The sequence below is a fragment of the Rhizobium sp. 10N414 genome (assembly GCF_056394785.1).
Genome location: NZ_JBFTIN010000001.1, coordinates 576207 through 589466, shown reverse-complemented (window position 1 = coordinate 589466; position 13260 = coordinate 576207). Strand labels below are relative to the sequence as shown.

The window sequence follows — 13260 nt, the reverse complement described above, 5'->3', positions numbered from 1 at the left end:
ACCTCAAAGGTGGTTTCGCGCCAATTTCATCAGTTCGCGACCGAAGGGTTTGGTCGGCTCCCCACGCAAGACGAGCGAGGTGGTGACCGCACCATAGCGCGCGATGCTATCGACGATGACTTCAAGCTCGGAGGGCGAGGGGACGAGGACCTTCAAGACGAAGCAATCCTCTCCTGTCAGCCTGAGAACTTCGATGATCTGCGGCATGTCGGCAAATTGCTTGAGGCAGGTGCGGATATGTTCGTGGGTGGTGCGTAGCCGGATCACGGCCATCATGCCCAGCCCGAGCGCCGCGGTATTGATACGGGCGCCGTAGCCTTCGATGATCCCCCGTTCCTCCAGGCGTTTCAGCCGCTCGGAGGCTGCCGGCTGCGACAGGCCGACCTTGCGCCCCAGCTCGGAAACGGAAATGCGCCCATCAGCCTGCATGATCTCGATAATCATCATGTCAGTTGGGTCGAGTTGTCGGCTCATGAAATCGGCCATGAATGTCCGCCTTTAATCTATCGGCTGAGCGATGACTTTGCCGATGATTTCTTATGTCATTTGCGGACCCTCTCGCGCAACTTGTCCGTCGAGCAACAGGAAGGAAGCGATGAGAGAAATCATCACGGTGCCCGGCATTGGCGGGTCTGGCGAAACCCACTGGCAGTCCCGATGGGAGACGGCCGACCGTCGCATTCGGCGCTTTTCACCCTCGAGTTGGGATCAGCCGGACCTTGAGGACTGGATTGAGGCGCTGGACAGGGCAGTCGGACAGGCGCAGGCCGAACCGCTTCTCGTTGCCCATAGTCTCTCTTGCCTGCTGGTGGCCCATTGGGCACGGCGGGCCAGGCATCGCGCCAGCGGCGCCTTGCTCGTCGCGCCGCCGGACCCGCGCGCCGCAGCCTACCCGCCGGAAGCAGCCGGCTTTGCCGAAACACCTCTCGGGGCGCTTCCGTTCCCCTCGCTTGTCGTAGCCAGCAGCGACGACCCGTACGGTTCGCTTGACTACGCACGTGCCAGGGCTGATGAGTGGGGTAGCCAATTCACAAATATTGGTGCCCGCGGTCACATCAACGGAGCCAGTGGGCTTGGCGATTGGCCGGAGGGACGGGCGGCTTTGGCGGCCCTTGAGGTGCGCTTGCGCTAGGCGCCGGCCTGCACTTCCAGAATATTCCGAAGTTTGTAGTGGATCGGAGCCGCCAGATAGCGGTTGCGATCTTGGGCGGCGAGTGTCTTGCCAAAGGTGGCGATCATCTCCGGCATCGTAACCTTTTCGCCGTCATAAGGCTGATAGTCGACCGTTGATCTGGCGGTGATTGCTCCACCGTGAAGCACCCGGCAATAGATGCCCGGCCGGGCAGCTCGCGCGTAGCGCTTGGCGAACCGCGGGTCACCCATCCGGGCGGCAAAGGTCGCACAGGGAATGCGCGCACTGGTAACCTCCAGAACAAGATCGCCGGCTATGAATCGATCGCCGACCGAAACGGTGCGGTTGTCGAGACCGTCGATCACCAGGTTTTCTCCGAATGTGCCTGGCACGATCGGCCGCCCAAGCTCTTTCGACCACCAGTCGAGCGTCAGCGACCCCTCGAGATAGACGGCCTGGTCGACGCCGCCATGATGCTTCCGGTTGCAGATCGCATCACCGACCACGCCCTCCGCATCGACGAGCACGCTGCCGGTGATGGGATGCTTGTAGATGCCCGTCTTGTAGCTCTTGCCGGGCAGCCGCTCGGCACTGCCGATGCAGACGGCGAGGATTTTCATCAAGCGGCGCTCCCAACATGTTTCCGTTTTTGCAGCATATGGGCTAATAACCGCTCATGGCAAAGCGAGTCACCGGCCCCGAAATCGAAAAACTGATCCAGCTTCTGGCAAAGGTCCCCGGCCTCGGTCCGCGGTCCGCGCGCCGCGCTGCCTTGCATCTCATCAAGAAGAAAGACCAACTGCTCGGCCCGCTGTCGAACGCGATGGGCGAGGCCTACGACAAGGTCAAGATCTGCTCTCTCTGCGGCAATGTCGATACGGTAGATCCCTGCACGGTCTGCACGGACGACCGGCGCGACCATTCCGTCATCATCGTCGTCGAAGATGTCTCCGACCTATGGGCGTTGGAGCGCGCCGGCGCGCTGAACGCCGCCTATCATGTCCTCGGTGGCACTTTGTCTCCCTTGGATGGCGTCGGCCCGGATGATCTCAACATTCGCGGCCTGATCGAGCGCGTCACGGCCGGCGGCATCCGCGAACTGATCATCGCGGTCAACGCCACCGTCGAGGGGCAGACAACAGCACACTATATAACCGACCAGCTGACCGGACTGGACGTCAAGATCACGCGCCTTGCCCATGGCGTCCCGGTCGGTGGCGAACTCGACTATCTCGATGAAGGAACGCTGCAGGCGGCGCTCAGAGCCCGCACGGCAATCTAGGGGGAAGCATGAGCAAGCGCATTTTGGGGCGCCTCTTGATCGCGACCGCGGCACTGCTGGCACTGTCAGGCCCGCCGGCTTTTTCCGCTTCCAAGGCCGATGTTGAAGCGCAGTTCGAAAAGTGGGTCAGGGCCGATCTCTGGCCGGAGGCGCAGCGCAATGGCATTTCCGAGAAGGCGTTTCAAGCAGCCTTTGCGGGCGTCGAGCTGAACTGGACCTTGACCGATCTCGCCCCTCCCGGCTTCCCACCTGCCAAGGAGCAGAAGCAGACGCAGGCCGAATTCTCCTCGCCCGCGCCGTACTTCAACGAGGATCGGCTGAAGCGGCTGGGGAGCACCGGCCGCGGCTTTGCCGCGCAATATGCCTCGACGCTGAAGACGATTGAAAAAGCCTACGGGGTTCCCGGCTCGATCGTCCTTGCCGTCTGGGGGCGCGAAACCGGCTTCGGGGCTGCCAAGATCCCGAATTCCGCCATCGAGGTGCTGGCGACCAAGGCCTTTATGTCGACGCGCAAGGACATGTTCCGCACCGAATTGCTCGCCGCTCTGCATATCATCGATCGCGGTGACGCGACGCCGGCCGAATTCAAGGGGTCATCTGCCGGCGCGCTCGGCCAGCCGCAGTTCATGCCGACCAGCTATCTGAAATATGCGGTCGATTTCGATGGCGACGGCCACCCCAACATCTGGACATCGGTTCCCGATACGCTTGCCTCTATTGCGAACTTCCTTGCCCAGAAGAGCTGGCAGCGCGGTCGTGGCTGGGGATACGAAGTGAGCATCCCCGATGGCGTATCCTGCGCGCAAGAGGGGCCGGACCTCGCCAAGCCCGTGTCGCACTGGGCCTCACTCGGTATCACGCGCATATCAGGCAAGGCTTTCCCTTCCGGCGAGGGCAAGGCGTCCGGCATGATGCTCGTCCCTGCCGGGCGCGACGGTCCGCAGTTTGTCGTCACGCCGAACTTCTACGTGCTGAAGGAATACAACAACTCCGACCTCTATGCGCTTTTTATTGGCAACCTGGCCGATCGCATCGCCTATGGGTCCGGGGCTTTCCAGGGGCCTTGGGGCGATGTCGGCAAAATGCTGCGCTCCGACGTCGCGACGATGCAGAAGGCGTTGGAGAAAAAGGGATACGACGTCGGCGGCTCCGATGGTCTCCCCGGTTACAAGACCCGCCGTTCCATCGGCCAGTGGCAGGAGAAGAACGGCTTGACGCCGACCTGCTATCCCGAGGCATCGATGATCGGAAGGTTGAAGTAGCTAGAGCCTAGAGGTTGCGCTTCAGCCCCTCGTGGCTCGCGACAAATCCCAGTTTCTCGTAGAAACGGATGGCATTGCGCCGTGATTTGTCCGAGGTCAGCTGTACCAAACCGCAACCGCGCTCGGCGCAGCGTGCAACAGCCCACTCAATGAAATCGGAGCCTAGGCCCGTGCCACGCGCGCTCTTGGCGACGCGCACGCTTTCGATCTGCCCACGCCAAACACCTGTTCGGGACAGGCCGGGAATGAAAGTCAGCTGCAAGCAGCCGAGGACGCGATCGCGCCCATCCACCGCGACCGCCAGCAGCTGATTGGCGTCGGCTTCGATGGCATCAAACGCAGCGACATATCTCGCATCCGGCGGATCCGAAACGATTTCGCGCGCGCTGCCGAGGTCGTCCTCGGCGAGCAAGCCAATGATGTCAGCCAGATCCGAACGGCGCGCGGGGCGGAAGGAATGCATGTCTTGCCTCAATGATGCAGGTCGATCGGTGCCTTGTAGAAGACGTCATCGTTGGGCGGAATGGCCTGGCGCTCGATCAGTCGATGCACCTGCGGCAGTTCTTCGCCTCGGTGGAGCGCCCGCAACTGTTCGATATTTTCCGCATCGGCCTGCGTGCGGCGCTGATTGTGCCTGATGTATTCGACCCAGGTCGGCGCGTGGTAGGTCTCCGTCCACCGGCCCGGTTTTTCGAGATCGCGCATCAGCGCCCAATTGCGCGCGCCGTCGCGAATGCGGATGCGCCGCCGCTCGCCCATCAGGGCCAGAAAGTCGGCAATGTCCGCGTCTGCGATTTCGTAATCGATCTGGACGACGATTGGACCGCTGCGCGGCGTGATATCGAGGCCGAGCGCCGGTTCGATGAAGCGGTTCAGCGGGTCCAGGTTGAGCGAGGCAAAGGCCGGCATGGCAAAGCGCAGGCCGATGACGATGCCGAAGAGCATGACGAAGGCCGAGATGAGCAGGGCATTGGCAACGCCATAGCGGTCGGCTGCCGCGCCCCAGAGCCAGCTGCCGCCGGCAATGCCGCCGAAGGTCACCGTCTGATAGAGCGACAGGGCGCGGCCGACGACCCAACGCGGCGTCGACAGCTGCACGATCGTATTGAACAGCGAGAGCGCCAGCACCCAACATGCGCCTGCGATCACCAGCCCGGCACAGGTCAGCGCGGCAATCGGACTGGAGGCGGCGATCACTGCGCTCAGCGCAAAGCCGGTAAAGGAAATCCGCACGATCGCCTCGCTCGAAAAGCGTTCGCGCAGCCGGTCGTTCAGGATAGCCCCGCCGATGGCGCCGATGCCGAAAGAGCCGAGCATGAGGCCGTAGGTCAGCGGACCGCCGACAACAAGGTTGATCGCCACGATCGGCAGCAGTGCAAGGATCGAGCTGGCGCTGATCCCGAAGACGAGCCCGCGCAGCAGCACCTTTTGCAGGTTGGGCGACATCGACACGTAACGAAGGCCGGCAAAGACGGCGCTGCCGAGCGTCTCCCTCGGGAGGGTCGAGGCCGGCGGGGTCGGCTTCCAGCGCCGTAGCGCATAGATCAGCGCGAAGTAGCTCAGTGTATTGACGGCAAAGGCTGCAGCCGCGCCGGCAGCGGCGACGATGGCGCCACCGATCGCGGGTCCGACACTGCGGGTGATATTGAAGCCGACGCTGTTCAACGTCACCGCACCCGGCAGATCCACGCGCGGCACCATGTCGCCGACCGAGGCTTGCCAGGACGGGTTGTTCAACGCCGTGCCGCAGCCGATGAGGAAGGTGAAAAAGAGGAGCAGCCAGGGCGAAAGCCAGCCGAAGTAGGCGGAGATGCTGAGCACGGCCGAAACCGCAAACATGAAGTATTGCGCAATCAGCATCACCCGGCGGCGATCAAAGCTGTCTGCAAGGGCGCCCGATGCAAGCGAAAAGAGCATGATTGGCAGTGCCGTCGATGTCTGCACGAGCGCAACCATATTGTCCGATGCCGTGATGGTCGTCATCATCCAGGCGGCGCCGACCGCCTGGATCAGTCCCCCGAAGTTCGAAGCGAGGCTTGCAAACCAGATCCTTCGGTAGGTTTCGTGCCGTAGCGGCGCCAGTGTCGACGAAGTGTAAGGCACGATCCCTCCCGATGACGGTCCTCGGAGCCAATATATGCTGAATGACGCCGCTGGCTACCTCGGGCGCCCGTTAGGCCGAAGGTTGGCGACGGACCTTGCAATTTTTTGAAAACGGGCCTATATGGCTCTCAAATCTTGATCGTTTTGATGAAGAGTGGGCCGCAAGGACCCGCTCTTTTTTATTACCGCGATCATCCAAAAAGCATGAAATTGCGAGGAGCGTATCGCTTGTCGGATCCGACGAAAGCAGACAATGAACTTGAGCCGCGGCTGATCACCGAGACCGGTCTCGACCAGCGCCTTGCCGACATCGTCGAGCCTGTGCTCATCGACCTGGGTTATCGCCTGGTCCGTGTACGCATGCTCAACCAGAACGGCGCCACCATGCAGATCATGGCCGAACGTAATGATGGAACGATGGATGTCGAAGGCTGCGAAGAGGTCTCGATGGCCGTTTCTCCGGTTCTCGATGTGGAAGATCCGATCGATAGAGAGTATCATCTCGAAGTGTCTTCGCCGGGTATCGACCGCCCGATGGTGCGGAAATCCGATTTCGTGCGCTGGCAGGGACACCTTTTGAAGTGCGAAACGTCGATCATGGTCGGCAACCGCAAGCGCTTCCGTGGCAAGATCGTTGCGACCGACGCAGACGGTTTCACGCTCGAGCGTGACCAGGTTTCCGAGGGTGAAGAGCAGAATATCGTTATTCCGTTCACGGCTCTCGCCGATGCAAAGCTCATTCTGACCGACGATCTGATCCGTGATGCCCTGCGCGCCGACAAGCTGGCGAAGGCAGAGGCCGCGAACCAGAACGAAGCGGAAGACGAAGAATAACCGATCAACTTGTGGCTCCAGGGACGGGAACCCGGGACGCCAAGACGGAGAGATAAGACAATGGCAGTCAGTGCGAACCGGCTCGAACTTCTGCAGATCGCAGATGCAGTGGCGCGCGAAAAGGTCATCGACCGCGAGATCGTACTTGCCGCAATGGCAGACGCGATCCAGAAGGCAGCGCGCTCCCGCTACGGCACCGAGTCCAACATCCGCGCCGACATCAACCCGAAGACCGGTGAAATCCGTCTTCAGCGTCTGCTCGAAGTTGTCGACAAGGCCGAAGACTATTCGACCCAGATTCCACTTGAGCTGGCCCGCGACCGCAACCCGGATGCAGCCCTTGGCGATTTCATTGCCGATCCGCTGCCGCCGATGGATTTCGGCCGTATCGCTGCTCAGTCCGCCAAGCAGGTTATCGTTCAGAAGGTTCGTGAAGCCGAGCGCGACCGCCAGTTCGACGAGTTCAAGGATCGCGTCGGCGAAATCGTCAACGGCACCGTCAAGCGCGTCGAATATGGCAACGTCATCGTCGACCTCGGCCGCGGCGAAGGCATCATCCGCCGCGACGAAATGATCCCGCGCGAGAACGTCCGCTATGGCGATCGCGTCCGCGCATACGTATATGATGTTCGTCGTGAACAGCGCGGCCCGCAGATCTTCCTGTCGCGCACGCATCCGCAGTTCATGGTCAAGCTCTTCACGATGGAAGTGCCTGAAATCTACGACGGCATCATCCAGGTGAAGTCGGTTGCCCGCGATCCGGGTTCGCGCGCCAAGATCGCCGTGATCTCGAACGACAGCTCGATCGATCCGGTCGGCGCCTGCGTCGGTATGCGCGGTTCGCGTGTTCAGGCCGTCGTCGGCGAACTCCAAGGCGAAAAGATCGACATCATTCCGTGGTCGCAGGACCCGGCGACCTTCGTCGTCAACGCCCTGCAGCCGGCTGAGGTCGCCAAGGTCGTTCTCGACGAAGATGCAGAGCGCATTGAAGTCGTGGTTCCGGACGAGCAGCTGTCGCTGGCCATCGGCCGCCGCGGCCAGAACGTCCGCCTGGCATCGCAGCTGACTGGCTGGGACATCGATATCATGACGGAAGCCGAGGAATCCGAGCGCCGTCAGAAGGAATTCAACGAGCGCACCAACCTGTTCATGGATTCGCTCGACGTTGACGAAATGGTCGGCCAGGTTCTGGCGTCGGAAGGCTTTGCGGCAGTTGAAGAACTGGCTTACGTCGATCTCGACGAAATTGCCTCAATCGACGGTTTTGACGAAGACACCGCACAGGAAATCCAGACGCGCGCCCGCGAATATCTGGAGCGCCTGGAAGCCGAAATGGACGAGAAGCGCAAGGCGCTCGGTGTTTCCGACGAACTGCGTCAGATCGACGGCATGACCGCTCAGATGATGGTCGCGCTCGGCGAAGACGGCATCAAGACGATCGAGGACTTCGCCGGCTGCGCCGCTGACGATCTCGTCGGCTGGAGCGAGCGCAAGAACGGCGAGACCAAGAAGTTCGAAGGCCTGTTCTCCAAGTTCGACGTTTCGCGCGTCGAGGCGGAGCAGATGGTTGTCCAGGCCCGCCTCGCGGCTGGTTGGATCACCGAGGAGGACCTCGCAAAGGACGCGGAAGCTGAAGAAGCGCCCGAGGCCGAGCAGGAAGTATAATGTCCGCGCGTGAGCCGAGCGTCTCTCCTGAGGACGACGATCTTGCAGGATATGACGTGAATGGTCGCATGTGCATCGTGACGCGCGAAAGCGGATCGCAGGATGAGCTGATCCGCTTCGTTGCTGCTCCTGATGGGACTGTGGTCGCCGACCTGAAGCGCCAGCTTCCGGGACGCGGCTGTTGGGTCAAGATCGATCGCTCGCTGGTCGACAAGGCCGTGGCGAAGAAGCTCTTTTCGCGTGCCTTGAAAGCGGATGTGAAGGCGGCAGCCGAGCTCGGCGAAACCGTCGATACGCTGCTCGTACAGCAGCTGATGCAGATGATGAACATGGCTCGCAAGGCGGGGCAGTTCGTTACCGGCTCCGCGAAAGTGGATGCCGCAGTCAGGAGTGGAGCCGCGATCGCCGTGTTCCACGCAACGAATGCCGCCGAAGATGGCGTGAGAAAAATCGACCAGGCCCGCAAGGCCTGGCACCTCGGAATGGAGACCGAGGAGGAAGTACCTTCCTACCGTCTCTTCTCGGAGAGCGAAATGGAAGGCCTGATGGGCCAGAACGCTTTTATCCATGCTGCAGTGCTTGCAGGGCAGGCGGGTGAGGGTGTAGTGAAGCGCGCAAAGATGCTCGAACAGTACCGCAATGGCGGTCAGTCCCGGGCAGCGGGCGGCGCTGGCCGGCAAAAACAATGATGCGGTCACCGGACTTGTCCGGTCCCCAGATCATTGATCGACATATTTGATTGACAGGGCCTGATGACGTCATCGCTCCCTGTCCGAAGGAACGGGAACGAATGACCGATAGCAATGACGACAAGACACTGAACGGACCGGGCAAGAAGACACTGACCCTGAAGCCGTCGGGCATGAGCCAGGGCACCGTGCGCCAGGATATGGGCCGCGGCCGCACCAAGGCGGTCGTTGTCGAGACCCGCAAGCGGCGTCCGATGCGTCCGGAAGACGAGCGCCCGATTACGCCGGGCACTGCGGCGGCGCCCGCCCGTGCCGCCGAGCCGGCCCCGGTCGCGCATCAGCCGCGCGCACCGCAGGCCCCTGCCCCACGCATCCATCCGTCCGGCCAGCAGTCACGTCCGCAGCAGCCGTCTTCGCAGCCGCGCCAGCAGGATCGTCCGCGTCCGGTAGTCTTGAACCACCTCTCGCCGGAAGAAATGGATGCCCGCCGGCGCGCGCTTGCCATGGCACAAGTTCGCGATGCCGAGGATGCGGTTCGCCGCGCCGAGGAAGAAAAGCGCCGCGCCGCCGAAGAGGCTGTGCGCCAGGCCGCGGAAGCCGAAGAGGCTAAGCGTCGCGCTGCCGAAGAGGCTCAGCGCGTTGCCGAAGCTGCCACGGCCGTTGCAACTCCCGCACCCGCTGCGGTCGAGGCGCGCACTGAAGCGCCGCGTGTTCAGGCCCAGACTCCGCCCGCACGCCGCCCCGATGCGGCGCCGTCCGCGGCTCCGGCGAGGCCGTCTCCGGCCGCGGCCGCAGCGCCGGGCGCTCGTCGCCGTGACAGCGAAGATGAGGACCGCGGCGCCCCGCGCGGCGTTCCCGCTCGTGGTCGCGTCGTACGCCCGGAACCGGCAAAGCCGGTGACGACACGTCCAAAGACCGACGACGAACGTCGCCGCGGGAAGCTGACGATCGGTACTGCCGGCGTCGACGAAGATGGCACGGCACGTGGCCGTTCCATGGCCGCCATGCGCCGCCGCCAGGAAAAGTTCCGCCGCAGCCAGATGCAGGAAACCCGCGAAAAGGTTGTTCGCGAAGTCATCCTGCCGGAGACCATCACCATCCAGGAACTGTCGCAGCGCATGTCCGAACGTGCGGTCGACGTTATCAAGTACTTGATGAAGGAAGGCCAGATGATGAAGCCGGGCGACGTCATCGACGCCGACCTCGCTGAACTCATCGCCGGCGAATTCGGCCACACCGTCAAGCGCGTTTCGGAATCCGACGTCGAACTCGGTATCTTCAACGTTGCCGACGAAGAGGGCGATCGCGTTTCGCGTCCGCCTGTTGTGACCATCATGGGCCACGTTGACCACGGCAAGACCTCGTTGCTCGATGCCATCCGCCATGCCAACGTGGTTGCCGGCGAAGCTGGCGGCATCACGCAGCATATCGGCGCCTATCAGGTCGAGCAGAACGGTCAGAAGATCACCTTCATCGACACCCCCGGCCACGCCGCCTTCACGGCGATGCGTGCCCGTGGTGCGCAAGCGACCGACATTGCGATCCTGGTCGTTGCCGCTGACGACAGCGTCATGCCGCAGACGATTGAATCGATCAACCACGCCAAGGCCGCTGGTGTTCCGATCATCGTGGCGATCAACAAGGTCGACAAGCCGACCGCCGATCCGCAGAAGGTGCGCACGCAACTCCTGCAGCACGAAGTCTTCGTGGAATCGATGGGCGGTGAAGTTCTTGACGTCGAAGTTTCCGCCAAGACGGGCCTGAACCTCGACAAGCTGCTGGAAGCCATCCTGCTGCAGGCCGAAATCCTGGACCTCAAGGCCAACCCGAACCGCACCGCGGAAGGCACGGTCATCGAAGCCCAGCTCGATCGCGGCCGTGGTTCGGTTGCCACCGTTCTGGTTCAGAACGGTACGCTTAAGCCCGGCCAGATCATCGTTGCCGGCGATGTCTGGGGTCGTGTCCGCGCCCTCGTCACCGACAAGGGCGATCATGTCAAGGAAGCCCCGCCGGCCATGCCGGTCGAGGTGCTCGGCCTTTCCGGCACGCCGCAGGCAGGTGACAAGTTCGCCGTCGTCGAAAACGAAGGCCGCGCCCGCGAGATCTCGGAATATCGTCAGCGCCTCGCTCGCGACAAGGCTGCCGCCCGCCATTCGGGCCAGCGCGGCTCGCTGGAACAGATGATGACGCAGCTGCAGTCCGCAGGCGTCAAGGAGTTCCCGCTGGTCATCAAGGGCGACGTGCAGGGTTCGATTGAAGCGATCGCCGGCGCACTCGAAAAGCTCGGTACGGACGAAGTTCGTGCCCGCATCGTTCACTCGGCTGTCGGCGGTGTGACGGAATCGGATATCTCGCTTGCCGAGGCATCTGGCGCCGCGATCATCGGCTTCAACGTCCGTGCGAACGCACAGGCTCGTACGCTGGCAGAGCGCCAGGGCATTGAAATCCGCTACTACAACATCATCTACGATCTGGTGGATGACGTGAAGGCAGCGATGTCGGGCCTGCTGTCGCCAGAGCGTCGCGAAACCTTCCTCGGCAATGCCGAGATCCTCGAGGTGTTCAACATCACGAAGGTCGGCAAGGTCGCGGGTTGCCGCGTTACCGAAGGCAAGGTCGAACGTGGTGTCGGCGTTCGCCTCGTCCGCGACCACGTCGTCATCCACGAAGGCAAGCTCAAGACGCTCAAGCGCTTCAAGGATGAAGTCTCGGAAGTGCATTCCGGCCAGGAATGCGGTATGGCTTTCGAGAATTACGAAGACATCCGCGCCGGCGACACGATCGAGTGCTTCCGTGTCGAGCACATCACCCGTACGCTCTGATCGTGTGATATTGGAAATTTGGACGGGCGCCGGATCAACTGAGGCCGGCGCCCGAACCTTTTGAGGCAAAGAAAAATGGCAACAAGACCAACAACCTCCGCACCTTCGCAGCGCATGCTGCGCGTCGGCGAGCAGGTTCGCGCCGCGATCACGCAGGTTCTGCAGCGCGGCGAAGTGCGCGATGACGTGATCGAGAAGACCGTCATTTCCATCTCCGAAGTCCGCATGTCGCCCGATCTGAAGATCGCGACGGCCTATGTGACGCCACTTGGTGTGACGGATCATGATGCGGTGATTGGCGCGCTGAACCGCAATGCAAAATACATTCGCGGCCGCCTCGGGTCCCAGCTTCGGCAGATGAAGTACATGCCGGAGGTCCGCTTCCGCGACGATACGAGCTTCGACAATTACAAGAAGATCGACGAGTTGCTGCGCTCGCCTGAGGTGAGCCGCGATCTCGATCACGGCGATACCGAAGAAGAATAGTAGAAGAGACTGATGTCCAAACCACGTAAACCGAAGGGCCGCCCGATCTCGGGTTGGCTGATCCTTGATAAGCCGGTCGATTTCGGCTCCACCGAAGCCGTTTCCAAGATCAAATGGCTGTTCAAGGCGCAGAAGTGCGGTCACGCCGGCACGCTTGACCCGCTGGCCTCGGGCATGCTGCCGATCGCCCTTGGCGATGCGACGAAGACCGTTCCCTACGTGATGGACGGTCGCAAGATCTACGAATTCACCGTGACCTGGGGCGAGGAGCGCGCAACCGATGATCTTGAGGGCGATGTAACGCAGAGCTCCGACAAGCGCCCGAGCGAACAGCAGATCCGCGACCTCCTGCCGAAGTACACCGGTGTGATCAGCCAGGTTCCGCCGCAGTTTTCCGCCATCAAGATATCAGGCGAGCGCGCCTACGATCTGGCGCGCGACGGTGAGGCAGTGGAAATCCCCTCTCGCGAAGTCGAGATCTTTCGCCTGACGCTGCTGTCCTGCCAGGATGCCAATACGGCGCATTTCGAAGTCGAATGCGGCAAGGGTACCTATGTGCGTGCGCTGGCGCGCGATTTCGGCCGCGAGCTCGGCTGCTATGGCCATATCTCCGGCCTGCGTCGCAGCTTTGTCGCGCCCTTTGCCGAAGAGACCATGATACCGCTTGCCGATCTCGTCGCGATCGAGGCAGTCGAAGACGCGGACGAACGGCTTGCAGCGCTGGATGCCCTGCTGATCGACACCAGCGAAGCGCTCTCCTCACTGCCGCACCTCGTTGTCAATGACGACCAGGCGCATCGTTTGAAGATGGGCAATCCGATCCTCGTGCGGGGTCGCGATGCGCCGGTTGCCGAAAGCGAAGCCTATGCCACGTCCCGCGGCAAGCTGATCGCGATCGGCGAGATCGGTCAGGGCGAGTTCCGCCCAAAGCGGGTCTTTGGCTGAGGGTCGTTAAACCTCCGGTTTTGCGGTGGGTCGGCCAAAC

At 62.1% G+C, this 13260-nt stretch carries 13 protein-coding genes; 9 read left to right on the top strand and 4 right to left on the bottom strand.

Translation table 11 applies throughout. The features are described from left to right. Positions 1-3 precede the first annotated feature (3 nt). Entirely contained in the window at positions 4-486 is a 483-nt protein-coding gene (locus AC1DE4_RS02905; protein WP_025659721.1) for an Lrp/AsnC family transcriptional regulator, read from the bottom strand. 109 nt (positions 487-595) lie between these two features. On the opposite strand from AC1DE4_RS02905, the gene AC1DE4_RS02900 reads away from it, so the two are divergent. After that, on the top strand, positions 596-1132 hold the full coding sequence (locus AC1DE4_RS02900; protein ID WP_477879777.1) for an RBBP9/YdeN family alpha/beta hydrolase: 537 nt from the start codon (positions 596-598) through the stop codon (positions 1130-1132). On the opposite strand, the gene AC1DE4_RS02895 is transcribed toward AC1DE4_RS02900, so the two are convergent. Beyond that, positions 1129-1752, bottom strand: a complete 624-nt coding sequence (locus tag AC1DE4_RS02895; RefSeq protein ID WP_112642263.1) for an MOSC domain-containing protein — start codon at positions 1750-1752, stop codon at positions 1129-1131. The two genes, AC1DE4_RS02900 and AC1DE4_RS02895, sit on opposite strands and share 4 nt — an antisense overlap. Before the next feature lie 56 nt (positions 1753-1808). Between AC1DE4_RS02895 and recR the strand changes: the two genes are divergently transcribed. Together recR and AC1DE4_RS02885 are read left to right on the top strand one after the other, a co-directional pair. Further along, positions 1809-2414: a recombination mediator RecR gene (gene recR / locus AC1DE4_RS02890; protein WP_025659724.1), complete on the top strand. Its 606-nt coding sequence runs from the start codon at positions 1809-1811 to the stop codon at positions 2412-2414. Positions 2415-2422: 8 nt separating this feature from the next. Then, positions 2423-3676 (top strand): lytic murein transglycosylase, encoded by a 1254-nt coding sequence (locus AC1DE4_RS02885; protein WP_477879774.1) that lies wholly within the window; start codon positions 2423-2425, stop codon positions 3674-3676. Between the two features lie 7 nt (positions 3677-3683). Here the strand turns inward: AC1DE4_RS02885 and AC1DE4_RS02880 are convergent, their stop codons facing one another. Both AC1DE4_RS02880 and AC1DE4_RS02875 read right to left on the bottom strand, forming a co-directional pair. Continuing rightward, on the bottom strand, positions 3684-4139 hold the full coding sequence (locus AC1DE4_RS02880; protein ID WP_062375544.1) for a GNAT family N-acetyltransferase: 456 nt from the start codon (positions 4137-4139) through the stop codon (positions 3684-3686). A gap of 8 nt (positions 4140-4147) precedes the next feature. Beyond that, complete coding sequence (locus tag AC1DE4_RS02875; RefSeq protein WP_112642251.1) at positions 4148-5779, bottom strand: MFS transporter; 1632 nt, start codon at positions 5777-5779, stop codon at positions 4148-4150. A gap of 228 nt (positions 5780-6007) precedes the next feature. Here AC1DE4_RS02875 and rimP point away from each other — a divergent pair, with 228 nt between their 5' ends. The 6 genes from rimP to truB all read left to right on the top strand — a co-directional run bounded on the left by rimP (position 6008) and on the right by truB (position 13220). Next, positions 6008-6613, top strand: a complete 606-nt coding sequence (gene rimP / locus AC1DE4_RS02870; protein ID WP_018855388.1) for a ribosome maturation factor RimP — start codon at positions 6008-6010, stop codon at positions 6611-6613. A gap of 60 nt (positions 6614-6673) precedes the next feature. Beyond that, positions 6674-8278: a transcription termination factor NusA gene (gene nusA / locus AC1DE4_RS02865; RefSeq protein WP_007798988.1), complete on the top strand. Its 1605-nt coding sequence runs from the start codon at positions 6674-6676 to the stop codon at positions 8276-8278. Beyond that, positions 8278-8967, top strand: coding sequence for an RNA-binding protein (locus AC1DE4_RS02860; protein ID WP_477879771.1), 690 nt, complete (start codon positions 8278-8280; stop codon positions 8965-8967). The genes nusA and AC1DE4_RS02860 overlap by 1 nt, the downstream gene beginning before the upstream one ends. 101 nt (positions 8968-9068) lie before the next feature. Next, positions 9069-11789: a translation initiation factor IF-2 gene (infB, locus tag AC1DE4_RS02855; RefSeq protein ID WP_025659729.1), complete on the top strand. Its 2721-nt coding sequence runs from the start codon at positions 9069-9071 to the stop codon at positions 11787-11789. 75 nt (positions 11790-11864) lie between these two features. Further along, positions 11865-12275, top strand: coding sequence for a 30S ribosome-binding factor RbfA (gene rbfA, locus AC1DE4_RS02850; RefSeq protein ID WP_018855385.1), 411 nt, complete (start codon positions 11865-11867; stop codon positions 12273-12275). 12 nt (positions 12276-12287) lie between these two features. Next, positions 12288-13220: a tRNA pseudouridine(55) synthase TruB gene (gene truB, locus AC1DE4_RS02845; protein ID WP_018855384.1), complete on the top strand. Its 933-nt coding sequence runs from the start codon at positions 12288-12290 to the stop codon at positions 13218-13220. Positions 13221-13260 lie beyond the last annotated feature (40 nt).